Annotated in this window: 26 protein-coding genes and 2 tRNA genes; 10 read left to right on the forward strand and 18 right to left on the reverse strand. The window is 37.9% G+C overall.

Features of this window, described 5'->3' with window-relative positions:
• Positions 1-129: 129 nt before the first annotated feature.
• The 3 genes from K2F45_RS23585 to K2F45_RS23595 all read left to right on the forward strand — a co-directional run bounded on the left by K2F45_RS23585 (position 130) and on the right by K2F45_RS23595 (position 3,140).
• Positions 130-525 carry a hypothetical protein gene (locus K2F45_RS23585; protein ID WP_232475617.1) on the forward strand — a complete coding sequence of 132 codons (396 nt, stop codon included), beginning with the start codon at positions 130-132 and terminating at the stop codon, positions 523-525.
• Positions 526-682: 157 nt separating this feature from the next.
• Positions 683-1,459, forward strand: coding sequence for an ABC transporter ATP-binding protein (locus K2F45_RS23590; RefSeq protein ID WP_088162924.1), 777 nt, complete (start codon positions 683-685; stop codon positions 1,457-1,459).
• Between the two features lies 1 nt (position 1,460).
• Complete coding sequence (locus K2F45_RS23595) at positions 1,461-3,140, forward strand: hypothetical protein (protein ID WP_088162925.1); 1,680 nt, start codon at positions 1,461-1,463, stop codon at positions 3,138-3,140.
• Positions 3,141-3,232: 92 nt separating this feature from the next.
• On the opposite strand, the gene K2F45_RS23600 is transcribed toward K2F45_RS23595, so the two are convergent.
• The 3 genes from K2F45_RS23600 to K2F45_RS23610 form a co-directional block, all read right to left on the reverse strand.
• Positions 3,233-5,149, reverse strand: coding sequence for a peptide-N-glycosidase F-related protein (locus K2F45_RS23600; RefSeq protein WP_088162926.1), 1,917 nt, complete (start codon positions 5,147-5,149; stop codon positions 3,233-3,235).
• 131 nt (positions 5,150-5,280) lie between these two features.
• Positions 5,281-5,357 (reverse strand) — tRNA-Met (locus tag K2F45_RS23605).
• A gap of 293 nt (positions 5,358-5,650) precedes the next feature.
• Positions 5,651-5,724: transfer RNA gene (locus K2F45_RS23610), tRNA-Met, on the reverse strand.
• 65 nt (positions 5,725-5,789) lie between these two features.
• Here K2F45_RS23610 and K2F45_RS23615 point away from each other — a divergent pair.
• The 5 genes from K2F45_RS23615 to K2F45_RS23630 all read left to right on the forward strand — a co-directional run bounded on the left by K2F45_RS23615 (position 5,790) and on the right by K2F45_RS23630 (position 11,088).
• A complete protein-coding gene (locus K2F45_RS23615; protein ID WP_046671984.1) occupies positions 5,790-6,167 on the forward strand; it encodes an START-like domain-containing protein in 378 nt (125 codons plus the stop codon).
• 101 nt (positions 6,168-6,268) lie between these two features.
• Positions 6,269-7,753 carry an LptF/LptG family permease gene (locus tag K2F45_RS23620; RefSeq protein ID WP_088162927.1) on the forward strand — a complete coding sequence of 495 codons (1,485 nt, stop codon included), beginning with the start codon at positions 6,269-6,271 and terminating at the stop codon, positions 7,751-7,753.
• 71 nt (positions 7,754-7,824) lie between these two features.
• Positions 7,825-9,039, forward strand: coding sequence for a bifunctional 3,4-dihydroxy-2-butanone-4-phosphate synthase/GTP cyclohydrolase II (locus tag K2F45_RS23625; RefSeq protein ID WP_075994158.1), 1,215 nt, complete (start codon positions 7,825-7,827; stop codon positions 9,037-9,039).
• A gap of 142 nt (positions 9,040-9,181) precedes the next feature.
• A complete protein-coding gene (locus tag K2F45_RS27550) occupies positions 9,182-9,577 on the forward strand; it encodes a thiol-disulfide oxidoreductase DCC family protein (protein WP_075994159.1) in 396 nt (131 codons plus the stop codon).
• A gap of 77 nt (positions 9,578-9,654) precedes the next feature.
• Positions 9,655-11,088, forward strand: a complete 1,434-nt coding sequence (locus K2F45_RS23630; protein ID WP_075994160.1) for an NAD-dependent succinate-semialdehyde dehydrogenase — start codon at positions 9,655-9,657, stop codon at positions 11,086-11,088.
• A 21-nt stretch (positions 11,089-11,109) separates the two neighbouring features.
• On the opposite strand, the gene K2F45_RS23635 is transcribed toward K2F45_RS23630, so the two are convergent.
• From K2F45_RS23635 to K2F45_RS23660, 6 genes are all read right to left on the reverse strand, one after another.
• On the reverse strand, positions 11,110-11,991 hold the full coding sequence (locus K2F45_RS23635; RefSeq protein WP_248932533.1) for a proline and serine-rich protein 1 family protein: 882 nt from the start codon (positions 11,989-11,991) through the stop codon (positions 11,110-11,112).
• Between the two features lie 75 nt (positions 11,992-12,066).
• Positions 12,067-12,636 carry a CopD family protein gene (locus K2F45_RS23640; RefSeq protein ID WP_312352403.1) on the reverse strand — a complete coding sequence of 190 codons (570 nt, stop codon included), beginning with the start codon at positions 12,634-12,636 and terminating at the stop codon, positions 12,067-12,069.
• Positions 12,637-12,777: 141 nt separating this feature from the next.
• Positions 12,778-13,815 carry a uroporphyrinogen decarboxylase gene (hemE, locus tag K2F45_RS23645; protein ID WP_088162929.1) on the reverse strand — a complete coding sequence of 346 codons (1,038 nt, stop codon included), beginning with the start codon at positions 13,813-13,815 and terminating at the stop codon, positions 12,778-12,780.
• The gene (locus K2F45_RS23650; RefSeq protein WP_231585185.1) at positions 13,815-14,333 is read right to left on the reverse strand and encodes a hypothetical protein; all 519 of its coding nucleotides are present in this window, start codon (positions 14,331-14,333) and stop codon (positions 13,815-13,817) included. Before K2F45_RS23650 ends, hemE begins: the two co-directional genes overlap by 1 nt.
• Positions 14,334-14,343: 10 nt before the next feature.
• Entirely contained in the window at positions 14,344-15,051 is a 708-nt protein-coding gene (locus K2F45_RS23655; RefSeq protein WP_070563139.1) for a response regulator transcription factor, read from the reverse strand.
• Positions 15,041-15,916, reverse strand: coding sequence for a sensor histidine kinase (locus tag K2F45_RS23660; RefSeq protein ID WP_088162930.1), 876 nt, complete (start codon positions 15,914-15,916; stop codon positions 15,041-15,043). The genes K2F45_RS23655 and K2F45_RS23660 overlap by 11 nt, the downstream gene beginning before the upstream one ends.
• A 210-nt stretch (positions 15,917-16,126) precedes the next feature.
• Between K2F45_RS23660 and K2F45_RS23665 the strand changes: the two genes are divergently transcribed.
• Positions 16,127-16,831, forward strand: coding sequence for a YjjG family noncanonical pyrimidine nucleotidase (locus K2F45_RS23665; RefSeq protein WP_088162931.1), 705 nt, complete (start codon positions 16,127-16,129; stop codon positions 16,829-16,831).
• A 32-nt stretch (positions 16,832-16,863) separates the two neighbouring features.
• Here K2F45_RS23665 and K2F45_RS23670 read toward each other — a convergent pair whose 3' ends face one another.
• The 3 genes from K2F45_RS23670 to K2F45_RS23680 all read right to left on the reverse strand — a co-directional run bounded on the left by K2F45_RS23670 (position 16,864) and on the right by K2F45_RS23680 (position 20,563).
• Positions 16,864-17,673 (reverse strand): 3-keto-disaccharide hydrolase, encoded by an 810-nt coding sequence (locus K2F45_RS23670; protein ID WP_083663849.1) that lies wholly within the window; start codon positions 17,671-17,673, stop codon positions 16,864-16,866.
• A gap of 67 nt (positions 17,674-17,740) precedes the next feature.
• On the reverse strand, positions 17,741-20,182 hold the full coding sequence (locus K2F45_RS23675; RefSeq protein WP_248932534.1) for a TonB-dependent receptor: 2,442 nt from the start codon (positions 20,180-20,182) through the stop codon (positions 17,741-17,743).
• Positions 20,183-20,281: 99 nt separating this feature from the next.
• Complete coding sequence (locus K2F45_RS23680; RefSeq protein ID WP_046671971.1) at positions 20,282-20,563, reverse strand: ATP-dependent Clp protease adaptor ClpS; 282 nt, start codon at positions 20,561-20,563, stop codon at positions 20,282-20,284.
• A 78-nt stretch (positions 20,564-20,641) separates the two neighbouring features.
• Between K2F45_RS23680 and K2F45_RS23685 the strand changes: the two genes are divergently transcribed.
• Positions 20,642-21,688 carry a 3-oxoacyl-ACP synthase III family protein gene (locus K2F45_RS23685; protein WP_088162933.1) on the forward strand — a complete coding sequence of 349 codons (1,047 nt, stop codon included), beginning with the start codon at positions 20,642-20,644 and terminating at the stop codon, positions 21,686-21,688.
• Between the two features lie 73 nt (positions 21,689-21,761).
• Here the strand turns inward: K2F45_RS23685 and atpG are convergent, their stop codons facing one another.
• From atpG to atpB, 6 genes are all read right to left on the reverse strand, one after another.
• Positions 21,762-22,661, reverse strand: coding sequence for an ATP synthase F1 subunit gamma (atpG, locus tag K2F45_RS23690; protein ID WP_120333225.1), 900 nt, complete (start codon positions 22,659-22,661; stop codon positions 21,762-21,764).
• A gap of 77 nt (positions 22,662-22,738) precedes the next feature.
• Positions 22,739-24,313 (reverse strand): F0F1 ATP synthase subunit alpha, encoded by a 1,575-nt coding sequence (atpA, locus tag K2F45_RS23695; protein ID WP_075994168.1) that lies wholly within the window; start codon positions 24,311-24,313, stop codon positions 22,739-22,741.
• A gap of 54 nt (positions 24,314-24,367) precedes the next feature.
• Positions 24,368-24,910 (reverse strand): ATP synthase F1 subunit delta, encoded by a 543-nt coding sequence (gene atpH / locus K2F45_RS23700; RefSeq protein WP_248932535.1) that lies wholly within the window; start codon positions 24,908-24,910, stop codon positions 24,368-24,370.
• A 29-nt stretch (positions 24,911-24,939) separates the two neighbouring features.
• Positions 24,940-25,440, reverse strand: a complete 501-nt coding sequence (locus K2F45_RS23705) for a F0F1 ATP synthase subunit B (protein ID WP_046671966.1) — start codon at positions 25,438-25,440, stop codon at positions 24,940-24,942.
• 96 nt (positions 25,441-25,536) lie between these two features.
• Entirely contained in the window at positions 25,537-25,725 is a 189-nt protein-coding gene (gene atpE, locus K2F45_RS23710) for an ATP synthase F0 subunit C (RefSeq protein WP_021188666.1), read from the reverse strand.
• 34 nt (positions 25,726-25,759) lie between these two features.
• Complete coding sequence (gene atpB / locus K2F45_RS23715) at positions 25,760-26,956, reverse strand: F0F1 ATP synthase subunit A (RefSeq protein WP_248932536.1); 1,197 nt, start codon at positions 26,954-26,956, stop codon at positions 25,760-25,762.
• Between the last annotated feature and the right edge of the window lie 29 nt (positions 26,957-26,985).

The following is a 26,985-nucleotide window of genomic DNA, read 5'->3' on the forward strand; positions in this document are numbered from 1 at the left end:
ATCATTTTTTGTATTTTTATCTTTCAGAAGGATATTCGAACCCAGAATCTCTTAATACTTTTGGAATAATAGTTTTGCCGAATAAATTCAAAACTTTTTTTTTTGAGAACTGTTTTACAAATGAATAACATGAGTAGGATTATGTCAAAAAAAGAGCATAAAAATGGGAAAGTCGAAGAAGACTATTCCGATATGGATCAGGACCTTGCTTTCAATGAAGAGCTTGACAGTTATGAAATGGATGTCGATGATAATGACCCAGATTATGACCACCCCGCCGACTATGATACAGTAGCTGAGGGCTCAATTGATGATGATTCAACATACGATGATTCTAATCCATTTGTCGGAGATGAATATGCAACACAAGATGAGCTCGAAGAAGAAGATCTAGATAAAGCTAACATGCGAATTGAGACTTTTAAACATGAACGGCTATCCCCTTTGGACAAGAAATTAGCCGAGAACGAAGAAGATCTGAGAGATGATCTTGATGAAGAGGGATATCCCAAAAACAACAGGTAGTTTTTCCGAAAATAACATAGTTTTGAAGGGACCAAAAGGTCCCTTTTCTATTGATTAAAATAGAGATATTCTTCTCAAGAGTATTAAATATATACTTTTCAATTGGAAACTATAACTCCAATTTTTTATGTAAGTTTACTTTGAAGATTATAATCATATGGAAAGTATATTACCTCTCATCCGTATTGTTGACCTAAAAAAATCATACGGAGTAAAAGAAATATTGAAAGGAATCAACCTTGACATATTCCCAGGTCAAGTTATCGGGTATATTGGCCCAAATGGTGCTGGCAAATCCACTACCGTTAAAATATTAACAGGACTAATCGAAGATTTCACAGGCACTGTAGAAGTTAATGGCATCAATATTCAAGAAGATCCACTTGCAGTAAAAGCACTATTGGGATATGTTCCCGAGAACGCAGAATTATATGACGTCCTGACTCCCATGGAATACTTGGATTTTATAGGTAAACTCTATGGAATGGAAGATAATTTGATTTTAGAACGTTCCTTAAAACTGCTAACAGCCTTCGGTCTTGAATCTAATGCAAATAATAGGATGGATACCTTCTCCAAAGGAATGCGTCAAAAAGTACTTTTAATTTCAGGAATTATTCATAACCCACAAATCATCGTACTGGATGAACCATTGTCTGGACTCGATGCCAATGCTGTTATCTTTGTCAAAGAACTTATCTCATTACTTGCAAAAGAAGGGAAAACAATTTTCTATTGTTCACATATGATGGACGTTGTTGAAAAAGTATCTGATCGGATTTTACTGATAAATCAGGGCAGCATCATTGCGGATGGTACGATTGAGGAACTAAAAACAGATCCTAACGAATCATTGGAGCATATATTTGCTAAATTAACCAATACAGGCAACAGTGCATTAGACGCTTCCAATATCATTACAGCAATTCAATAACATGGAAAAATTTATCTTAAAATTTATCCTTCTTTTTCGTGGGGTTTGGAAAGGCTTGGGCATCAATTATGAACAGTTTAAGATCATCTTAGAAACCAAAGTAATCTTAGAGAACAGAAAGCCGATTAGCTTTAGGAAACGTAGCTCAGGGAAATCCTCTTCTTCGTCATCGATTTTACAATTCTTATTGTATCTCATCTTTGGCCTGATATTCATGGTAATTATTTTTTCTATTCCAGATAGGTACTTAGCCGTTTCGATTATGCTACTCAGTTTCATTAGCATGTTAAGCATTACGTTGGTATCCGATTTTTCTCCCATATTATTAGATACCCGGGATCAGTATATCATTATGCCTAGACCAGTTAATGACAAGACTTTAGCTATTTCCCGAATAACTTTTATTGCAATCAAGCTTTTTAATCAAGTAATTGCGTTGACCTTACCTGTGCTTATTTATGCATTATTCAATTGGGATATCGTCTCCGTCTTTCTTTTATGCCTGCAGCTTATACTAAGCACTTTAATCGCGCTGATATTTGTCAATGGATTTTATCTGATTAGCATCAAATATCTCCCCATCCAAAAGTTTAAAGATGTAATTACTTATATACAGATCGGTCTCTCACTGGTTCTTTTTCTATCCTATTATGTTGGCCCAAATTTGATCCAATCTATTGTGGAATCTCATTTAACGATGGAACAGCTCAGATTTCTTTGGATATTCCCAAGTACCTGGATTGCATCATTCCAACCATTACTTTTTGGTAACCACAATGTACATTTAGTCATCTTATCAACACTGGGAATACTAACTCCCTTTGCTGGTATCTACGCTTGTGCTAAGCTGTTTTCAAGTGGATTTAATACAAAAATAGCTGCACTAGCAAGTGCCGATAACCTCCCTAGTGAAACTTCACAATTAACCCGAGATAATCCCTCCAAATTACCGCTATATAAAAGGATCTCTTCGAGCGTTTGCTCATCCCCTGTTGAAGAGGCTGGATTTGGCATTGTATGGCTGATAAGTTCTAAAACGAGAGAATTTAAGCAACAGCTATACCCTTCGTTGGCTTATCTACCTATTTATTTTGTCTTTTTATTTCTACGTACAGGAGATGATCTCCCAATAGCTGGCAAAATCGCGAAACTTCGGGATTCGGGCTTGTATATCATTATGTTTTATCTTTCGTTATTGACCATATTAACCGTTTTCCAGCTTATCACGCAAAGTAATAAATATAAAGCGGCCTGGGTCTACCATGTGACGCCGATACAAAAACCGGGACAACTGATGACTGGAGTTCTCAAAGCATGTCTTATTAAATATGTTTTACCGTTCAACATACTGTTTCTTTCTATCTGTGTACCGCTATTTGGTCTCAGTTCTATTAATGATCTGCTATTATCTTCCGCGGTCGGCGGTATCGAAAGTATTCTGATTATGCTTTTTATTGTCAAAAACTATCCGTTTTCTAAGGCTAGTCAATCCAATTCAAAAGCAATAAATAATCTACTGATATTAGGCCTATTAGGTATTTTGGGATACTTACATAAAACAATTTTCCACTATGAAACTCTAATTTGGATCTTAGCCGGACTTGCATGGGTCGTATTCTTTTTTATGCTGAAGTACCTACAGAGAGAAGACTGGAAAGGCTTAGCTTACGACGACAATTGATTAAACAGATAAAAAAGCTCCATTAATGGAGCTTTTTTATCTGTTTAATCAAAATCTAAGCACAAAATATCTTCGTGCTTTTCTTTATCCGCTTATCTTTTATTTATCCGTCCTTTAAATCGGCTCATACCATCCATCAGAACTTCAACGATTATTCTTCCTGGAGGTAGGTGGCTCAGATCAAAGCTCAGGACAGCTTGTTGAATGGATTTGTATTCATGTTTTTGCCACAAAACGCCATCAACCATAAAAAGCACTATCATCTCACTCTGTTTATTGGACAATACGCTCAGTTGCGTCTTATCCACAACCGACCTTGGATAAAGTGAGAAGGCATATTGCGTTGAAATTGTGTTCATCTCAAATTCACTTTTGGCATTGAAACTAAACATTTCGCCATTTCCACAATCGCTTTCAAAAGCATGAATAAGGTTTCCTTTCAGATCGAAAATCCGTAAATGACCATCACCATTTTCAGGTTGTGCCCAAAACTGCAGTCCGTTACCTGCAGTATCAACCAAAGAGAGTGAGTGATTTCCCTCATTAAGATGTAAAGTATCTCTATACATTGTTGCCGCAGCCAGTTGAGAGCCTGTCTTACAAAAGACCGTATCCTGCTTTGCATTAATTAGAAATATACGATTATCCGCTGGTTTATTATTGGTCGTAAACTCCAAAATAAAATCAGTGGGAAATTTCTGCAGAGCTGTAAAGACGCTTTCCGCCTTATTGTCTGTGGGCCATGCATCCGGCTTTCCATTAGGCTTAAGAAGTGACACCGTGAATACATTCTCCCGATCTTTTTCCTGTATTTCTCCGGGTAGTATAACTTCTGCAACTTGATTAAAAGAAAGATTACCTTTCCAATGGAAAGTTTTGACAGGAAATCCCTTCGTGCCATAAACAATTTCTAGGGATCGAATCGGGTCAGCACCTAAATTTCTGAAAGAGATCCTTGGGCCAGCACTCGCCGGATTTAATCTAGAGAAACGCTGTTCATCACTTGGAACCATTATTGACTCGACTGCAACATCTACCTTTTGTTTAGGGGCTGAATATTGAAACAAGTAAGCCGATATATTTTCGACAGCCTGTACATTGTCTGTCGCTGTATAGGGTTCCATCTGTAAGGCAACTTGATGAGTGCCAACTCTAGTAAATACATCAATAAAATCAGGCTGCTGTAAATCTCCAGGACACCAATATGCGCGGTCATGTACCCAGGTACCGCCTTGTGGATAAAGTGGATTACCTCCACATTTCTTCCACATATCACGTCTGTCTACAGTCTTTCCATCGAAGGTGAGTTCGCGCCATCGGCTACAGAATTCACTACAGCCACGTGGTTTATCCATACCATGCCCTGTATGCTGAATACGTATTCGGCTCAATGCTGCTCCCGGACTCGAGGTATATGTTATTGGTAGTAGATTTTCTGCTATCTTTTCGTTAACATCCCCATATTTATATGCTTTATTCCACAGCGCTGTTATTCCCAATGGGGTAACGACTGGTGGACCTGATAAAATTTCAAAATCTACAGTAAGTGCCCACCCTACAGTCTTGTCCTCAAAACCAGAATGAGTATAGACAATTTCCACGCTATCCCTTAAGAAAGGAGCAAAATCAGTTACATCGACCTGCCATTTCCAACTCCATCCTTTATTGTAGATACTACCATATGGCGTAAGCATTCTTCCTAATTCATAATTTAGCACAGCTCCATTTTTTCCTCCTTTACGACGCAATACGATGTGATCCAAATAATCCCAATGCGCTGTGCGCAAACTATCTGGGCTCCCAAGGGTAACAAACATAGTAACCTTTCTTACAGGATAGTTTTCTTTCGGAAATACCCCCCAAGCTGGATAGGAATTCTCCCCTTTCTGTGCATCACATAGAATGGTTTTCCGTTGATGTGTAACGACATGGCTTATTGTGCCTTCTTGTGCAAAAACATGATAGCAGATAAAAAAGTAGAATAGGGTTAGTATAGGTCTTATATTCATTATTTAAATATTATCCATAAAACAATACAAAGATAGATGTACTCTTGTGGGCGGCGAAAAAAAGGTAATGCGATAAAAAGGAAATACATACAATCATAAAAAAAGCATCAATCTTAACAGACTGATGCTTTTGGTAGCGGGGAGCAGAATCGAACTGCCGACCTTTGGGTTATGAATCCAACGCTCTAACCATCTGAGCTACCCCGCCGTTTCGGTATGCAAATATACCACTTCGTATGTCAATTCAAAAGATTTTTTTATTTTTTTACCAATTCTGACCTATTTAAAACTCGCATTAAACGCAACAAACTCATTTTTAACTCAATAAATTTATCATTGAAAAATAGAAACAGTAGTTGAAAAAATTGATAGTCCTAAAAACAACATGTTTATCAAAAAACAGGGGCAACTTTTTACAAAAAAACTTGCAATAACAAAATAAATATGTATTATTACAAATAATAAGTTGATGCAGTAAAAAGCAATTTTGGAAGAGATTTGTAGCGGGGAGCAGAATCGAACTGCCGACCTTTGGGTTATGAATCCAACGCTCTAACCATCTGAGCTACCCCGCCATTTTGGGAATGCAAATATAGCTTATTTTTGATTTAAACAAACTAAAATTTAAAAAAACATTTTTATGGCAGATAAAATAAAATTCCAACTAGAATATATCATCAACTCTTCACCTAGAATTTTATTTCCGTATTTGCAAGAACCAAACGAATTGGCACAATGGTTTGCAGATGATGTAAACTATAAAGACACCGTTTATACTTTCATTTGGGATGATGAACCTCACCGAGCAAAAATTGTAGCATCGAGAGAAAATAAATCTGTACGCTTTAAATGGCTCGATGATGATCCCTATTATTTCGATCTGGAGATCGATCAAGACGAACTAACAAATGATGTTGCTCTTAAAATAACAGATTACGCTAAAGAAGAAGACCTTGAAAATAGAAAGTTAATTTGGAAAAATTCAATAGTCTATCTTCAAAGTGTTATAGGTGCATAAAAAAGCCTATCTTTGCAATATATTTCCACTAAGAGCTCCAGCTGGAACTCTTAGTTGGAAGATGCCTTAATGTAAAGGCATCAATTTGCTTTGCGTCACGGATGAAAAAGGTTCATTTACTTATTCTTCAAGCTTTCATAAAACCATTTATTGTCACATTCTTTATTGTGATGTTTGTCTTATTGATGCTTTTCCTATTCAAGTACATTGATGATTTGATTGGAAAAGGATTTGAATGGTATACGATCATGGAGCTAATTGGATATCAATGCGTTGTTCAAATCCAAATGGCAATGCCTTTATCCATGCTCCTTTCCTCCATTATGACTTTCGGAAATCTGGGTGAAAGCTATGAATTAGTTGCGATCAAAGCTGCAGGCGTATCTTTACGTAAAGCGATGACCCCACTATTTATACTCGTTGCAATTTTCGCAACAAGTTCTTTTCTGTTCTCCGACTATATTCTCCCCGTAGTGAATCTAAAAATGGGTACGCTACTTACTGATGTACGTAATAAAAAGGCAGATTTCCTCATCAAACCCGGAATCTTTAACAACACCATCCCAGGTTACTCGATCCGCGCTAGAGGAAAAAATAAAGCGGGAACAATTCTCTATGACTTGATGATTTATGATCATCGTGGCGGTAACACAGCCAATAATGTACTTATGGCGAAAGAAGGGTATATCTATAACTCTCCTGACAACAATTATATGATCCTAAAACTTAAGGATGGTATCCGCTATGAGGAAGCACGGACTAAAAACTCCAAAACCTACGATCCACGTCAGCAATTTACGCGATTTAAGTTCAAGGAAACAGAGCAAAAGTTTGATATGGGAAGTTTTCAACAAGGTAAAACGGATGAAAATCTCTTCAAGAGCCACCACGCCATGTTAAACCTGAAACAGTTAGACATGTACATCGATTCCAACCATATTAAGATAGACAGTATGGGAAAAGCGATCGTCCGTACATTAGACACCCGATATAATATCTATTCGAAATATTTTAGTGCGAATCAACCTGGACAGCCAAAGGTCAAAGAAACTAAGATCAAACCTTTTAAAAATTTGCTTACCGATCTGGTTCCCCAAGAACAACGGGCACAGATCACCATGAATGCATTAAACCAATTGAATTATTTAAAGGAAGATCTGAATGGACGTACACTTGAGTTTAAAGATTACAAATCGAAAGATATACGCTATCGGATTGAATGGCATCGCAAGTTTACCCTAGCTGTCTCCTGTCTTTTACTATTTGCAATCGGAGCTCCACTAGGAGCCATTATCAGAAAAGGTGGACTTGGTCTTCCGGTCGTGATGGCTATCATTTTCTTTCTGATCTATCACATTATCTCTACAGTAGCAGAAAAAACAGCGAAAGATGGTGCTATATCATCAGCCGTAGGCATGTGGATGGCCATTATTGTCTTAACACCATTAGCCGCTTTTCTAACGTACAAGTCGACGACTGATTCTGCCTTATTTGATATTGATCAATATAAATTAAAAGTAGAAGCCGCTTGGAAGTGGATTAAGGAAAAGCTTGCAAAAAAGAACAAATTAAAAGAATCACATTAGATTGTGACAACGCTATTATAAATAAATTTAGATTCTACACTAACTTTGTACCAATTACAATATATCAATAAATGGATTTCAAATTAAACACGATCGAAGAAGCGATCGCTGATATACAAGCAGGAAAAGTAGTAATCGTCGTGGATGACGAAGATCGCGAAAATGAAGGAGACTTTGTCACTGCTGCCCGCAACGCAACTCCCGAAATCATCAACTTTATGGCGACTCACGGTCGTGGACTAGTATGTGCCCCAATTACAAAAGAAAGAGCAGATGCATTACACCTTGACTTAATGGTGGGACAGAATACAGCGGTGTATGAAACGAACTTTACAGTTTCCATTGACTTACAGGGATATGGTTGTACAACCGGTATTTCTGCATCGGACCGTTCGAAAACAATTAAAGCAATGATCGATCCTAATATACATTATGAAGAATTAGGTAGACCAGGACATATTTTCCCACTCATAGCGAAAGATGGTGGTGTATTACGTCGTACAGGACATACTGAAGCTACAGTTGACCTCGCTCGATTAGCAGGATTTGAACCAGCGGGTGTATTGGTTGAGATTCTAAAAGAAGATGGTGAAATGGCCAGACTTCCGGAACTAATGGAAGTTGCTAAAAAATTTGATTTAAAGATCGTTAGTATTGAAGATCTAATTGAATACCGTCTTAAGCACGACTCTTTAATCAATGAAGAAGTCACTGTTAATATGCCAACGCAATATGGTGATTTTAAAATGAAAGCCTTTACACAAAAGGACACTGGCGAACAACATTTAGCGCTTTACAAAGGCGAGTGGAATGAAGATGAACCTATTTTAGTACGGGTGCACAGCTCTTGTGTTACGGGTGATATTTTTGGTTCTTGCCGTTGTGACTGTGGCCCTCAATTGCACAAAGCAATGGAAATGATCCAGCAAGAAGGTAAAGGTGTTATTGTCTATATGAATCAAGAAGGTCGCGGTATTGGACTGATCAATAAGCTACATGCTTACAAATTACAAGAAAATGGTTTGGATACGGTAGACGCCAATGTGCAATTAGGGTTCAAGGCAGATTTAAGAGACTACGGTGTAGGAGCCCAGATTCTTAGAAATCTTGGTGTCACAAAAATGCGTCTTATGTCAAATAATCCGACAAAACGTGCTGGCCTAGTAGGTTATGGTCTTGAAATCATAGAAAATGTACCTATTGAAATAACGGCAAATCCCTTTAATGAAGAGTACTTAAAAACTAAAAGAGATCGTATGGGACATACAATCATGAAAAATCTATAAAAAGGAAGTAAAAAAGGCGGTATTTCTATTGGAAACACCGCCTTTTTTAACATAGAGAATTAAACCCCAATGATGATAAAATCGCTTCCATTTATGATCTTGTTATGGCAGTACTTTCAATAAATAGAAGTAACTTTATAATATGGAACAACAAGGGAGATATATCATCTTTTTCGATGGTGATTGCTTGATCTGTAATCACTTTGTTCAACTATTATTAAGGATCGATCGCAGAAAGAAATTCTTATTTAGTTCCTTGCAGTCTGAATTTGCCCGGACCGCGCTAACAAATATTCCCAAAAATACTGATTCCATCGTCTTCCTATCTCCAGCTGGTACCTATCTCAAAAGTGAAGCTATTTTAAAGATTTGTAAGCAATTGGGCTTCCCTTACATTACATGTTATTTACTAAAGATTTTACCACTTTCGTGGAGAGATGCGCTTTATGATTATTTTGCTAAAAACCGCTATCGATGGTTTGGAAAAAATGAATTTTGTACGATACCTTCAAAATCTGAGCGAGAAAGATTCATTTGAACAAACAGTAATCTTATTGAAGTGAAGTTTAGTTCAGAAATCTTCTAATTATACTTGTGACAATTAAATTTACATCGATGAAAAATACACTTTTAATTGACAGTGCCTATATCAATGGGAAATTTATCAAGTCAAAACACACATTTGATGTGGTAAATCCTGCAACAGGAAAAGTTATTGCTTCGTTGCCAGATTTAAAAGTAGTTGACTGTACTAAAGCCATAATTGATGCTGACAAGGCATGGAAAAGCTGGAAAAACACAACGGTACTGGAACGTTGCAACATCGTCCGCAAATGGTACGATCTTATTCAACACTATAAAGACGATCTTGCGGAAATCATGACCCTAGAAAGCGGCAAACCGCTAAGCGAATCGAGGGTAGAGGTTGACTACGGTAGTTCTTTCGTAGAATGGTTTTCAGAAGAAGGAAAAAGAGCCTATGGTGAAACCATACCTACCCATAAAAAAGGAAGTAGAATGATAACGATTAGGCAAGGTGTAGGTGTCGTAGCCGCAATTACACCCTGGAATTTTCCTTTAGCGATGATCACCCGAAAGGTTGCTCCAGCTTTGGTGGCTGGTTGTACCGTTGTGCTAAAACCGGCCTCCCAAACCCCATTTTCTGCTATAGCATTGGCTAAACTGGCTGAAGATGCAGGGATTCCGAAGGGTGTTTTTAACGTAATTACAGGAAAAGATAGTGTTGGTATCGGCAAAGAACTAGCTACAAACGACCTGATAAGAAAACTATCTTTCACAGGCTCTACCGAAGTCGGAAAAACACTCATAGAACAATCAGCCTCTAACATTAAAAAAGTATCTATGGAGCTCGGTGGTAATGCTCCCTTTTTGGTTTTTAACGATGCGGATATTGCTGCTGCTGTCGAAGGAGCCATTGCCGGAAAATTTAGAAACTCAGGGCAAACTTGCGTTTCCATCAATAGGTTTTTAATCCAAGAAGATGTCTATGATGAATTTTCGATGAAACTTAGCCATGCTGTCAGTAAATTGAAAGTAGGTAATGGACTTGACAAAGGCGTCCAGGTAGGCCCCTTAATCAATGCAAAAGGGCTAGAGAAAGTACAGCATCATGTACAAGATGCATTAAATCATGGTGCCGAATTGGCTACTGGAGGAAAGGTTATCAAAGATCTATTTTTCCAGCCAACTGTGCTGACCAACGTTCCGAAAGAAGCGCTTATATTCCGAGAGGAGACTTTTGGTCCGATTTGCGCCCTTTTCAGTTTCAAAACAGAAGAAGAGGGAATTGCAATGGCCAATACGACTGAATTTGGACTAGCCTCCTATTTTTATAGTACAAATATAAATCGCTGTTTTCGTGTTGCTGAACAGCTAGAGGCTGGCATGGTAGGTGTCAATACAGGCCTTATTTCAAATGCAGCAGCTCCTTTTGGTGGAGTAAAACAATCTGGTGTAGGTCGTGAAGGATCTAAATACGGTTTGGATGAATATATGGAATTAAAATATATCTGCTTTGGCGGTGAATAAAAAAGGAGCAAAATGCTCCTTTTATTTTTTCAAAAAATCCACTAGCTTTTCCCTTGTTGAACTGAACGATAAGGCCTCCCCTACTTTCTCATAATTCTGTTTATCCACACAGGTTGGATAAGCATATTTGGCAAAGGCCAGTTTATTATCATCTCGTATAAAAAGTTCCATTAAATCAACAATTTCACCAACACTTAGGCGCATACTTTTTAATTCCTGAGCAGCTACAGCAAGTCTATCCTGATCGTTTTCCTTCTGATTTAATAGATCGTTCAATCGATTGGAATTCGTCTTATTCATTACTCCGGCATCAGACAGATCATTATCTTCATTTTCAGCATATCCTCCTTGATTCGCTACACCGTTACGATAAACCTTAGCGTCTTCTGACTGCCTATATTGATCATTATTATATCCCCCACGATTATTGTTTGGCAAATCATCACGATCTTCCGATTGTCTGTATCGCTCATTACCTTGTTCATTACTATATCCATCCTGGTTATTATACGGTAAATCCTCACGATAATTACCGTTGTTATACCGATCAACAGGATTCATGGATTCCAGGATAATCCCCCTATTTCCGCCTCTGCTACTGACAGAAAATACCACATTCATATACTGTCCATTTCTATTGACAAGTTGCACACCACTGCCATTCAATGTGCGTTGCTGTCTGTCAGCAAATACAATACGCAAATCATAACGACGACTCGTCAAATTGGATACCCTAATATCCGTGGAAGCCCTATTATTATACAAAACGTTGTTGATATAAAGAAAAAATGGGACATCTGTAGAATAGATGTTTAATGCCCCTCCAAAAGGTCTGTATCGCTGCGCAAACCCAGCCGTTGCGACAATAAGCAACGAGACCATAACCAAAATTTTCCTGTGCATAATCCGATTCAATTTATAATCCTTCGACTACACAGAATAAAAAAGGATTAAGAAACCAAAGAATTTAACATTTTCTTATGCTTTCTTGTTCCGGTACTTCTTATAAAGTTTTACGGCCATCATTAAAGCAATGGATAAAATTAAGAGTCCCAAAACGCCAAATATCCAGTTCAGTGCCGATTTTAAGACAACAGTAAAAACAATAGCGAATAATAAAACTGTTGCGACTTCATTAAACAAACGGAGATTTGTTGAAGTTAATTTGGATTCTTGACGACTCAATTTGAACATAATCTTCTGGCAGGTAAAATGATAGATAATCATACCCAGAACGAATGTCAGTTTTACATGCATCCACCCCATGGATAATAAACCAGGGGAATAGCATAACATAACTAGTGCAGAAAAGACTGTGATGTACATCGCAGGAGTAGTAATAACCCACCACAGTAATTTTTCCATCTTACTGAATTCTTTATGCAAAACATCAAACGCTTCTTGACTCTTGTCCTTAGCTTCTGTATGATATATAAAGAGTCGAGGCATATAAAACAGACCTGACATCCAACAAATCACAAAGATAATATGAACTGCTTTTGCATATAAATAGACCATAGTTACAAAAATAAGAAAAGTTAATAGCATTCAATACGTCCAAACATCAATTGCGCAAATCTTACATCCAATATACAAAAGTGCTATATCAACCGAAATAGATTAAATATAGGGCAAACAAAAACGACCTGCGAAAGGCAAGTCGTTTTTGTTTTTGAAGTAGATAGCAAACTAATAGCTAAATTCCTTTACAACCTCAATGGCATATTTTACATTATCAAAAGGAATATCTGGCATGATACCATGTCCCAAGTTAAAGATAAAACCATTTTCACCTCTCATGCGCTCAAATAATTCGATAATCTTCTTCTTGATAACAGGTTTATCTGCATACAAAACAAATGGATCCAAATTTCCTTGAACAGCAATACCCTGTGGCAGAGATTGTTTAATATTTTTTAAATCTGCATTCCAATCGATAGAAACAACATCAGGTTGCGCTTCGACCATCATTGGTGCAAAAACAGAAGATCCTTTACAAAAGGAAATGACAGGAATATCCTTACGGTTCAACTTAGCGATAATCTGCTTATTATAATAATGCGAAAAATCACGGTAATCATTCCAGGATAAAGCCAGGGCCCAGCTATCAAATAATTGAATTGCATTTACTCCAGCTGCGATCTGCATGTTAAGATATTCAACCGTTACATCTGCGATCTTTTGAAGGATCATATGTGCCAACTCAGGCTGATTATTCAACATCAACTTCGTTAACTTAAAATCTTTTGAAGATCCACCTTCAACCAAATAACTTAAAATTGTAAATGGTGCTCCCGCGAAACCAATCAAAGGGATACGGCTGTCAAGACGTTGTTGAATAACCTTGATTGCATCAGCAACATACTGTAATTTATCCAAACAGTTGGTAGACAAATCTTCAGCATCCTTTACAGAACGAACAGGATTAGAAAAACGAGGCCCTACACCTTGTTCAAAGGACAAATCCCCTCCCATGGCTTCAGCTGTAACTAAAATATCAGAAAATAAAATAGCTGCATCAATGCCTAACAAATCTACCGGAAGCATAGTGACATCCGCAGCAATTTCTGGTGTTTTGCACATCTCCAAAAAGGAATATTTATTCTTGATATCCCAATATTCCTTCATAAAGCGTCCAGCTTGACGCATCATCCACACAGGAGGTCTTTCCGTTTGCTGCGAAAATGCAGCTTTAATCAATAAGTCGTTTTGTAAAGTAGTACTCACTATAAATGTTTTGAAATTTCGTTTTCTATTTTTGTAATAATGCTGTTCTGTCTAGCCGTCAGATGTAACTTATTGGCAACATCTGTATAAGCTCTCGCTCTTTCATAATCCAACTTTCGCAGCGCTATATTTGCCAGATTAATCATCACCATACCCTTTTCATTATCTTTTTTCCAAGGCAGACGTGAAGCTAGCTGAAAATGATATTCGGCCTCATCGACACGTTCCTCTTTAAGCGCAATATTTCCCATCATAAATTCATAGAAATTACGTCTGCCTTTACGAAGTGCGTCCGGATTCTTTATCTCAGCTAGCAAATTTTTTGTCTTTTCATAATCTTGCCTATGAAAAGCCTGCGTTGCCAAAAAAACGGACCCTTCTCTAAAATGACTCCAAATCAAGTAGCCTATTCCGCCTGCTATCAGTACAGCAGTTTGATAATGCCCTTGGTATAAGCCATAGCCCAAAAATAATGCAGCAATAAAAATAACGGCTATTCTAGCCCTGATTGTCATCATCTCTTTCTACCTATGCGTTATTGTCGGTAAACTTATAACCAACACCTCTGATAGAATGGAAATAAATCGGATGCTTTTGATCTGGTTCGAAATATTTCCGGAAGGTTAAGATAAAATTGTCGATGGTACGTGTAGATGGGTAAACATCGTAATTCCATACGGTCTCCAATATTTGTTCCCGGGATACGGCCTCATTCCGTCGTTCAATCAACAGTTTCAACAGCATGGTTTCCTTCTTTGTCAACGAAGTGATCGTGCCATCTGCATGATGTAGCTCATACGAATTAAAATAGATCGTTTTATCACCAATTTGATAAGAATTTAGTTCTTTCAAATCGTCTGGTTTCATGCCACGACGCACCAAATTTCCAACACGAAGAATCAATTCTTCTAAGTTGAAAGGTTTTACCAGATAATCATCCGCCCCTTTCTTAAGACCCGTAATTCGATCCTCACTGCTATTTTTCGCAGTTAAAAACATGATAGGAACCTCAGTGTTTTGCAGTCGAATAGTTTCAGCCACTTGGAATCCATCAATTTCGGGAATCATCACATCCAAAACCACCAAGTTGAAACGTTCCTCCTTGAAGACTTTTAGTGCTTTTTTTCCATCGGTAGCCGTAGTAACACGGTAGCCTTCCATTTCGAGATTCAACTTGATAGCTTCTAACAAGTGTTCTTCATCTTCGACAAGTAATATTCTTTGTTTACTTTGCATTTCTTTCAAATGTTACTTCAAAAATACTCCCTTTAGGAGTGTTATCTTTAACTTTTATGGTCGCGTCGTGCTTCTGCAATACGGTTTTCACGATATATAACCCCAAACCTGTGCCTTTGGTTTTTCGTGTTGCCTCACTTCCCACGCGATAAAACTTATTAAAGATAAGTTTTTTCTCTTCATCACTGATACCGATACCATGGTCAGCAACAGAAAAAATTATTTTATTATTCTCCGTATATAATTTCACATCCACCATAGCACATGCCGGCGAATACTTAATTGCATTTTCTATCAGATTAGTAACCACATTACTAATCGCAAACTTATCTGCATGAATAATGATATCCGCTTCCAAATAAGGTTTCAAAACTTGTGAACTACAGGAATTCTTCTGAAGCCTATCTACAACCTGTTCTACCAAAGCAGTAAAATTAAAATCCTCCTTCGGCATACTGTAATTTCGGCTGTCCAACTTGGTTGTCATCAATACATTTTCCACCAGATCATCCAAACGCTCGATATCCTTCAGCGAGTTTCTCAAGAACGTTTGTTGTTGCTCTTTGTCAAGATCACGCCTCAAAATAGTTTGAATATACAATTTGACGGAAGCCAATGGCGATTTAAGTTCATGCGTAATAGCCAAAAGAAAGTTCTGCTGTTGTTGAAGCAGTTTCTGCTCCCTCTCAACCAGCCGCTTCAACCGCCATGCACCCCACAAGAAAATAATCAAGAAGAATATTCCCTCTCCTATGATCATGTTCTTTTTACTCGGATCAAAACGGATAAACATCACCCCCCACCATATCAGTTGCATAACCGCATAGAACAATAGAAAATAAAAGAGTAACAGCGCTTTCTTCATGTGACAAAAATAGGTATTCACCCATGTATTCGGAAATATCCGAAGGATTATGACACAAAGAAGAAAATTAACCGATTCGCAATAAGACTAAAATCACCAAACAGTATATAAACCATCGGAAACCCGATATCGATAAAAGTGACCTTTAATTTCATTACTAGATAACCTAACTGACTTGGAATTTCAGGTTAATTTGTTTTAATTTTGCATATGTTTAATCACGAGAAAAAAGACATTTTCTTCGACCTAGATCATACCATATGGGATTTTGATAAAAATGCCGAAGAAAGTCTGCACGAGCTATATTTTAAATACAAGTTTGATCACTTGTTTAATCAAGAGTCATCCACTCGTTTTATAGAAACTTATACAGTTAACAATCATCGACTTTGGGGACTCTATCATCACGGAAAGATTTCAAAACCAGAACTCAGGAAAGCTCGCTTTGCAGATACCTTTACCGAGCTCGGTGTGGATCCAGAGTTGTTTCCTGAAGAATTCGAACTGGATTATCTCGCTATCTGTCCAAAAAAAACAAACCTGTTTCCCCATGCACATGAAACCTTGGCTTATTTGGGTGACAGATACAATCTTCACCTGATATCTAATGGTTTTAAAGAGGCCTGTGAGACCAAACTGGAAAAGAGCAACCTAAACAAATACTTCAAACATATTTTTATTTCAGAAGTCATCGGTGTGAATAAACCGGATCCCCGAATATTTGAGTTTGCTATGACGACTGCTCAAGCGCAAGCCCAGCAATCACTGATGATCGGAGATAACCTTGACGCCGACATCCGTGGAGCCGTAAATGTAGGCATGGACGCCATTTTCTTTAACCCAAATGTTATTGAAAAACCAGACGATGTATCACATATGATTATCGACTTGAAAGAATTACAATCGATACTATAGAAAATAGAAAAAGCAGCTTAAAGCTACTTTTTCTATTTTAGAACCTTAACGGTAATATTCTTAAACCATACATCATTTCCATGATCCTGAAGACCGATAAGCCCCGATTTGCTATCGCCACCAACATGGCTCAACAATTCAAAAGCCAAAGGCCATTTTTCCTCACTGAATTTACTTTTTTGCAATAAATCAATCCAGGACTTATCCCATAATGTATATTCAACAACCTTTACACCATTTTGAAAATGCTCTACCTTGCCATTGTTTACTCTGATCTTAACTTTATTCCACTCGCCATACGGTTTACCATTCTGAGGCTTAGCAGGGATCATATCGTACAATGATGTCGATTTACGGTTTCCATCTACACCCATTTTAGCATCAGGATGGTTCTCATTGTCCAAAACCTGACATTCTGGAGACGAGATATAAATCGGTTGTCCTTCCACTTCCTTCGCTAAAAAGAAGATACCTGAATTTGCTCCTTTAGCAACTTTCCATTCCATCTCCAATTCGAAATTCTTGAAATCATGAGCAAAGACCAAGTCACCACCTTCTTCTTTACCAACATTGGCTTGACTATCAAATTTGATCGCTCCCTCATTAATTACCCATCTTTTTGGCACTACTGTCTTATCATATCCTCTCCAGCCTTCCATGGAAGTACCATCAAAAATAACATAGGCCCCAGCTTTATTCTTTTTAAATTTCTTGATATCTACACGGGGTAAATCTAAGATTTTGTAAGCAGGAACCTCTTTTTTTGCTTGCGCTACGGCAGTATTAAGATGTGCTGAAAAAGCAATCACCGATACCGCAAGAACTGTTTTTAATAACTTCATTCTTTTTAGTTTTAGGTTTGTTTTAAAATTAAATTTAAGCATTTGAGTGTATAAAGAGGAATATTTTTTAATATTCCTCTCCGCCACCCATTTCATTTGTATTCGACACTTTTTTCTTTGATTTGTTTAAATCTTGGCTACCAAACCGATAGGAAAGTGATAAGGTTACCATCCTCTTCATCCAACGGTGCTCAAAATCTGATATAAGTTGAGCAGTCTCCGTCACACCATTCATTTTTCGCGAATTAAATACATCTCTCACATTCAACATAATTGAAGCTTTCTTCTTGAACACATCTTTTTTTAAGGCTAGATCCATACCTTTCATGGCATTCATCTGCCCCTGAGCCATTACACGCGAAGAATTATACTCGCCTCTCATTTGAGCAGAAAACGTTGGTGTAAAACGATAATTAGCGGTCAGATTAGCATTATAAGCGAAATCCTTTCGTTCTTTAATATCGTAGTCCGGGTTTGCATTATACTGAATGTGGATCAAATTGAGATTAAATGTAAAGTCAAAATCCTTCGTTGCGTTGACTTTTGAAATAAACTCAAAACCCGAAAGATTACGACTGGTCATATTCTCCCATCTACTGTATGTTCTTCCATCCTCTATCTTGTAAACAAATGGCTGAATAACCTCACTTGCGTGATTGAAATAGGCAGAAGATATGAGGTTTACTTTACCAAAGGTTTTGGCAAAGCTCATTTCCAAACTGTGTACATCTTCCGGTTTCAGATTCGGATTTCCCTGACGATAATTCAAATCATCGGATACGTTTAAAAATGGGTTAACTTGCCAACCACGAGCCCGTTGAACACGGCGCGAGTAGCTAAATTGAACTTTATCCCCATTTTCACCAACATCGTAGGTTAAAAACAGTGTTGGATATAACCTGAAAAATTTCTGTTTAGCATTGGATTCCATTTCCACTGCAGCTGGATCCTTGGAGAAATAGGTGGACTTGAGTTCAAATTGCTCTCCCCGGAGTCCAATTTGATAGCCAATTTTATCTGTTAATTTATTTTGATAATTCGCATAAATCGCATGGACAGTACTCGTAAAATCAAAATCGTTGCTGATTCTATAATCCGGCACATAATTACCTAAAGAATCGAGTGATCTGGAAAATTGTGTATCAAATGACTTTCTGATTTGAGACCTGTAGCCTGCCTCGAATTTGCTTACCTCGGAGAAAGGTAAAACATAATCCAATTGAAGATTGATATTCTTACCATCCTCAGACGTAACATTCTTCCGTGAGGTGGCCTTCCGCCCATCGGTGTAATTTTGAGAAAAATCATTTGTACCATCTTCCTTATCTCTCCCATAACTTGCATTCCCCGTCAACTCCTCTCCTTCTCGCTTAAATTGATGTCTAAAATCGGCGTTTAATTCATAACCAAGATCATCTTCAAATTGTGTTGAATTTCGAACACTCGTTCCTGTCATCTGCGATTGCTTAAAGAACTCGTAATTCAAGTCTTCTATTCGCTTGTTATCACGTATACTTAAATTACCCGAAAAACTCAATGAAGTACGGTCTGACATATTATAATCAAACCCAGCTTTTACCGTATGGCTATTGCCCTTTCTTGACGATTCGGATTCGCTATAATTACGCGTGCTATCCCCAAAAAACCTGTTGTCCGTTTTCCCACTTCCCAACATGTTTCGTTTATTGAAGTTATAGGATCCGAAGTAATTGAATTTCCGATCACGATAATTCAATGTTATACCAGCCATATAATTATCATAAGAACCAGCGGATGTATTTATCGATCCGTTCAGCCCTGTTCGAATATTTTTCTTTAAAACGATATTGATAATCCCAGTTTGGCCCTCTGCATCATATTTAGAGGATGGATTTGTGATGACTTCAACTTTTTCAATTGAATTGGCAGGTAGACTCTGAAGCAAAGAAGTTACATCATTTCCTGCTAAGGCAGACTCCCGTCCGTCGATTAAAATCTTCACACTACTTGATCCACGCAAACTGACCGATCCATCCTGATCAACTTGCAAAGTGGGGACATTCGCAAGCACATCGGTCGCTGTTCCACCCGCGCTGACCAAACTCTCGCCAACATTGAAGGTTTTACGGTCTATACCAATTTGCATGGCAGGAGCTCTTCCTTCAATAACAACTTCGTTCAACATATTACCTGTAGATTTCAAAGCAATTCGACCTAAGTCCTTGCTTTTACTTCCTAAGACCTCTATACTATCAATGGTTTGTGTCTCGTAGCCAACATAAGTAATACGGACATTATATTTACCAGGTTTAATATCAGACAACAAAAGGAATCCTTGGGATACAGACTGTCCCCCCTTAACAAAGACGTTACTATAGGCGTCCAAGAGCGCGACACTAGCCGATGAAATAGGTTTAGAAGTTTCGCTATCGACTAAAATAGCTTTGATTTGACCTGTTTGAGCAAAAAGAACAACAGGTAAAAAGAATACAAATAAGAAAGATTTAAACGATTTAGCGTAAAAAAACATGCTTCAGCTTAGTTTATAAGTTATAGTGCAAAGAAAACTAAAACTTACAGACAAAATTGAAGCGTAACCATATTATTACGGTAACAAAAGAATAGCAAATTACTCCACAGAAACAGTCAATCCCTCGGCTTTCAGAATTTTACGATAGATCTCCATCTCCGTATAAGTACCCTCCAGTACAGCACATTTCCCCTCAGTATGTACTTTCCAGGCAATCTTCTCAGCTTGCTTCTCGGTATATTGTAAATGATAGATGAGACAATGAATCACATGTTCAAACGTATTGGTTTCATCATTCCACAAAATGAGGCGATTAGACTCTTTCACAGAGGCTAATATCTCTTCTAACGTAAAGGTTTCTTCAGCAGTTTGGGTACCCATGCTGCAAAAATAGAATATTTTTTTCTAAATTAACGATAATATAAAAGGGAAGAATACAATCAATTAGAGGAATTTATTATGTTACAGTCAAAAATTGCAGGAATTGGCTATTACGTCCCAAAAAACGTATATACCAATAATGACCTAACACGCTTTATGGATACCAGTGACGAATGGATTCAAGAACGAACTGGCATTAAAGAACGTAGATATGCAGACCGAATAGGCGAAACCACCACCACTATGGGGGTCGAAGCAGCTAAAATTGCCATCGAACGAGCCCATATTACACCTGAAGATGTCGACTTCATCATCTTTGCCACCTTATCGCCAGATTATTATTTCCCAGGCTGCGCCGTTCTACTGCAACGGGAAATGAAGATGAAGGAGATCGGGGCACTGGATATTAGAAACCAATGTTCTGGTTTTATATATGCGCTTTCTATTGCCGATCAATTTGTCAAAACAGGGATGTACAAAAATGTGCTAGTGGTTGGTTCGGAGAAACACTCTTTTGCGCTTGACTTTTCTACGAGAGGACGAGCCGTTTCCGTGATTTTCGGAGATGGTGCCGGAGCAGTAGTTGTGCAGCCTACAACCGAAAATGGCAAAGGAATCCTGAGCACGCACTTACATTCAGATGGAGCCGAAGCCGAAAAGCTAGCGATGTATTACCCCGGAGCTTCCAGTGGAATTTGGTTAGATAAAATGCCCAATTGGCCGGATCAGGAATTGGGCGGATTATTAATGACCAAAGAGATGCTCGAAGATGGAACTGCGTTTCCAAATATGGATGGCCAGGCCGTCTTCAAAAAAGCTGTTGTCAAATTTCCTGAGGTCATTCATGAAGCGCTGGCAAAAAATAATTTAAAAACCAGTGATATCGATTTATTGATTCCACACCAGGCCAATCTTCGCATTTCGCAATTTGTACAGAAAACTCTTGGATTAAGGGAAGATCAGGTATTCAACAATATTCAGAAATATGGGAATACCACTGCGGCTTCTGTACCGATAGCACTATGCGAGGCTTGGGAAGAAGGAAAGATTAAAGACGGTGATCTCGTATGTTTGGCAGCTTTTGGAGCAGGATTTACCTGGGGTTCAGCCTTAATTCGATGGTAGATAATAGCGTATATAGAAAAAGGGCTGATCATGTGTGATTAGCCCTTTTTCTATATATTTCGGAATAAAAAAATTATCCGTTTGATAATGCTGCTGCACCAGATACGATCTCCGTCAATTCTGTTGTAATTGCAGCTTGACGTGCCTGGTTGTAAGATAGCTTAAGTGATTTGATTAAGTCACCAGCATTCTCTGTAGCTTTATCCATTGCCGTCATACGTGCTCCATGTTCAGAGGCATTCGAATCTAAAACAGCTTTGTATAATTGAATCTTGATTGCTTTAGGAATCAACTCCTCGATAATCTTCTCTTTGGAAGGCTCGATGATATAATCCACCTCAGCTTCTATTTTTGCTTTATGCGTATGTTGCTTGTTTTCCTCCGCAGGTAATAATGGTAAAATCTGCTCTGCAGTCAACTCTTGAACTGCTGCATTTTTGAACTGATTATAGACCACTTCAACACGATCAAAATTACCTTCTTTGAATTGTTCCATGATAAATTCAGTCACCACAGATACAGAACCAAAATTTAAATCAGAAAACAAATCAGAGTGATTAGCTACCATATTGAAGTTACGTTTCGAGTAGAAGTCATAACCCTTTTTACCAATACCAATGATACTCAAATTACCCTTTGCATGTTGCTCGGCATATTTGTTAAAGATCAAGTTATTAGTCGCTTTGATAACATTTGCGTTGAATGCTCCAGCCAAACCTCTGTTAGAAGAAACAACAACGATCAACACCTTATTTGGCTCGCGGTCTACTGTAAAAGGAGAGTTACTTCCCTCAACACTCGCAGAAACATCCGCCAAAATATCTCTTAGTTTATTCGCATATGGGCGCAATTGTAAGATAGCGTTAGTAGCGCGCTTCAATTTAGCAGCCGAAACCATTTTCATAGCTTTCGTGATCTGCTGTGTTGATGATACCGAGGTAATCCGGTTTCTTACTTCTTTTAAATTTGCCATATTTGTTTTAAGTATTAAGTACCTAGTATTGAGTATCGAGCCTTGTCGATAGACTCAATACCAAATACTCATTACTATTAATATTTTGATGCTAAATCCTTAGCTACTGTTTCTAATACTGCAGTTAATTCATCGGAGAACTTATTCGCTTTAAAAGCTGACAATACTTCTGGATGACGTTGTTCCAATTGAGTCAAGAATTCTTCTTCAAATTCTCTCACTTTATTTACAGGAACATTACGCAATAAACCTTTAGTTCCGATATAAATGATCGCCACTTGCTTCTCAACAGAAACCGGAGAGTATTGACCTTGTTTCAAGATCTCAACGTTACGAACACCTTTATCCAAGACAGATTTAGTAGCAGCATCTAGATCAGAACCGAATTTCGCAAAAGCTTCCAATTCACGGTACTGAGCTTGATCCAACTTTAATGTACCGGATACCTTTTTCATCGGTTTGATCTGCGCATTACCACCTACACGAGATACAGAGATACCTACGTTGATCGCTGGACGGATACCTGCGTTAAACAAGTTAGACTCCAAGAAGATCTGACCATCTGTAATTGAAATTACGTTGGTTGGGATATACGCTGAAACGTCACCAGCTTGGGTTTCAATGATCGGAAGCGCAGTTAATGAACCACCACCTTTCACCAAGTGTTTGATCGATTCAGGTAGATCATTCATATTGCGTGCGATATCATCTGAAGAGTTGATTTTCGCTGCACGCTCCAACAAACGGCTGTGTAGATAAAATACGTCACCTGGGTATGCTTCGCGGCCCGGTGGACGACGTAACAATAACGAAACCTCACGGTAAGCTACCGCTTGTTTAGACAAATCATCATAAACGATCAATGCTGGACGGCCTGTATCACGGAAAAACTCTCCGATAGCAGCACCTGCCATTGGCGCATAGAACTGAAGTGGAGCAGGATCAGCAGCAGATGCAGCAACAACTACTGTATAAGCCATAGCACCTCTTTCCTCCAATGTACGCACGATATTCGCAACTGTAGAATTCTTTTGACCTACGGCAACATAGATACAAAATACAGGTTCTCCTGCATCATAGAATTCTTTTTGGTTCAAGATTGTATCGATACAAACAGCTGTTTTACCTGTCTGACGGTCACCAATAACCAACTCACGTTGACCACGACCAACTGGAATCATCGCATCGATCGCTTTGATACCTGTTTGTAATGGCTCAGTTACCGGTTGACGGTAGATAACACCTGGAGCTTTACGCTCGATAGGCATTTCATACAAATCACCTTGAATAGGTCCTTTACCATCGATTGGTTGACCTAAAGTATTTACAACACGTCCCAACAAGCCTTCACCAACTTTGATGGATGCAATACGGTTGGTACGTTTAATAGTATCTCCTTCTTTGATCTCATCAGAAGGACCTAAAAGTACAACACCAACGTTGTCTTCTTCTAAGTTTAATACAATACCTTGTAATCCGTTATCAAATTCAACCAACTCACCGGACTGAACTTTAGTTAAGCCGTAAATACGAGCAATACCGTCACCCACAGCAAGTACGGTACCCACTTCCTCTAGTTCGGCTTCTGATTTAAAGCCCGACAATTGCTCTCTTAGAATTGCCGAAACTTCATCTGGTCTTACCTCTATCATTTTAATTATTATAAGGGGTTTTTTGATTTATTTTACTTCAAGTATCAGAACAAATTAATTATTCTGATTCAAATATCTTTCCAATTTATTCAACTTACCAGCAATACTTGCATCAATTTGGCGATCGCCGATATTGACTACAAATCCACCGATCAAACTATGATCAACTTTATTGATCAATATCACTTGAGCGTTGGTTTCTTTCGCAAGTACATCTTTCATCGCTGTCAAATTAGCTTCAGAAAGCGGCGCTGCAGATGTAACTGTAGCTTTCACAATTCCTTTTACCTCGTTGTACTCACGAATAAATTCTTGAGCAGTGGCATAAACAATCTCGCCACGACCTTTATTGATCATGATCTTAAAGAATGCCAAGATATTTGGATTGATCTTATCTTTAAATAGCGCATCCAATATGTTTTTCTTCTTGTCCAAAGGAACAATAGGATTGGCAAAAACCGCTTGCAATTCTGTACTGGATTTCAAAACAGCAATGAATGAATCCATATCCGCCTTGATTGTTTCCAGTGAGCCTTGCTCGCTAGCCAAGTCGATTAATGACTTAGCGTATCTTGATGCTACTTTAAATACTGACATAATTCTATTTCGTAATTTGAGTGACCGGATTAGTTCAATTTAACGTCATTAAGCAAATCTGCTACTAAAGCTTCTTGCTTTCCTTGGTCCTCAAATTCTTTGTTTAACACTTTACGAGCAATATCCAAAGACAAAGAAGAAACCTGAGACTTAACCTCTGCCAAAGCTTTGTTCTTTTGTTCGTTGATCTCGATTTTTGCTTGTGCAATCAATTTTGCACCTTCAGCCTGTGCCTGAGTTTTTGCCTCGGCTACAATCTTATCTTTAAGTTCTTTTGCTTCCTTAAGGATAACATCGCGTTCTGCGCGAGCTTCTTTTAGTAATTGTTCGTTCTCATTTGTTAAACGAGCCATTTCTAATTTAGCTTTTTCAGCAGCCTCCAAAGCACTTGCAATACCTTTTTCACGTTCGTCTAGGGCATCAACAATTGGTTTCCATGCGAATTTACCTAATAAAAAGATAATAACCACAAGGACGATGACCATCCAAAAAAACAAACCGTACGAAAACGAATGTATTAATTTATCCATTGTTATACTATATAATGATAATTCTTATTTTTTAAGATTCAGGAATAATATAACCTGCAACCAACCGTTGCAGGTTATACCATAAAACCGTTGTGACTATTTACCTAATAATAAAGCACCGAATGCTAAACCTTCAAGTAAGGCACCAATGATAATCATTGCAGTTTGGATTTTAGATGCTGCTTCTGGTTGACGAGCGATAGCTTCCATTGCAGAACCACCAATTTTACCTAAACCTAAACCTGCACCGATAACGATTAAACCGGCTCCAATTAAATTGTACATAATGTATGATTTGAATAATTAAAAAATTTACTAATTAATGATCGTGATGTTCTTCAACAGCCATACCGATAAATAAGGATGACAACATCGTAAAAATAAATGCTTGTAAGAATGCTACCAATAATTCGATAACCATCAAGAAGATTGTCAAGAACATGGAAACACCGATACTACCCACTACTGTCAATTGGTGTTGCAATAAATAAACAATTGCAATCAGTCCCATTACGACCGTGTGACCAGCTGTAATATTTGCAAACAAACGTACCATCAAAGAGAATGGTTTTGTAAACAATCCCAATACCTCAATTGGCGCTAAAACAAATTTAAATGGAACCGGAACTCCTGGCATCCAAAAAATATGCTTCCAGTAGTTTGCGTTTGCTTTGATATTCACAATTAAGAATGTAAAAAGAGCCAAACATAAAGTTACTGTAATGTTTCCTGTAACGTTAAACCCTAGTGGTGTCAAACCAACCAAGTTTAAAATCCAGATCAAAAAGAATACAGACAATAAATAAGGCATGAATTCCTTGTAACGATGACCAATGTTTGGAATAGCCATCTCATCACGTACATAGATAACCAAAGGCTCCAATACACGTCCAACACCTTTAGGTAAATTGTTAGCACCTTTTTTATATGTTTTAGCCAAACTAATAAATGCCCAAAACATTAAAAATGCAGCCAAAAACAAACCAACAACACTTTTAGTGATCGAAAAATCTAAAGGCATCGCTACAGATGGATGAAAATCGACAGCATCATGAATTTCATGAGAACCAATCACATAGGAAGTTTCAAATTCCTTTTTCTCTTCTTTTCCATCTTCATTTATAGTCATAACATAGCTACCATCAGCATTTTTACGATACTCATGACCAGTCAAATTACCAGTAGCATCAGTCTTATAAATTTTCCCGTGATACAATGCATAATATTGACCGCCAACCTCAGCAACTTTATTACCGTGATCGAATGCCGAAGCCATAAAAACTTTCAAGCCATTATCGATCAAAATTACCGGCAATGAAAAACCATAATGTTTACCTGTCTCTTCATCCGAAAAGAAGCTAAAATAATAATCATCTTGTAAGTGATGCTCAATATGGCTATTGATTTCCTCAGCCTGCGATTTTTCTCCGTGTGCATCCTCATTCGCCTTTGTTAAAAATGGCGCAACTGCAAACAGAATAACTGCTAAAAATTGAAGTGTTCTTTTAAGACTCACGATACTACTATTATGTTATTTAAAATTTT

The organism is Sphingobacterium siyangense, from assembly GCF_023277505.1.
Classification (GTDB): Bacteria; Bacteroidota; Bacteroidia; order Sphingobacteriales; family Sphingobacteriaceae; genus Sphingobacterium; species Sphingobacterium siyangense.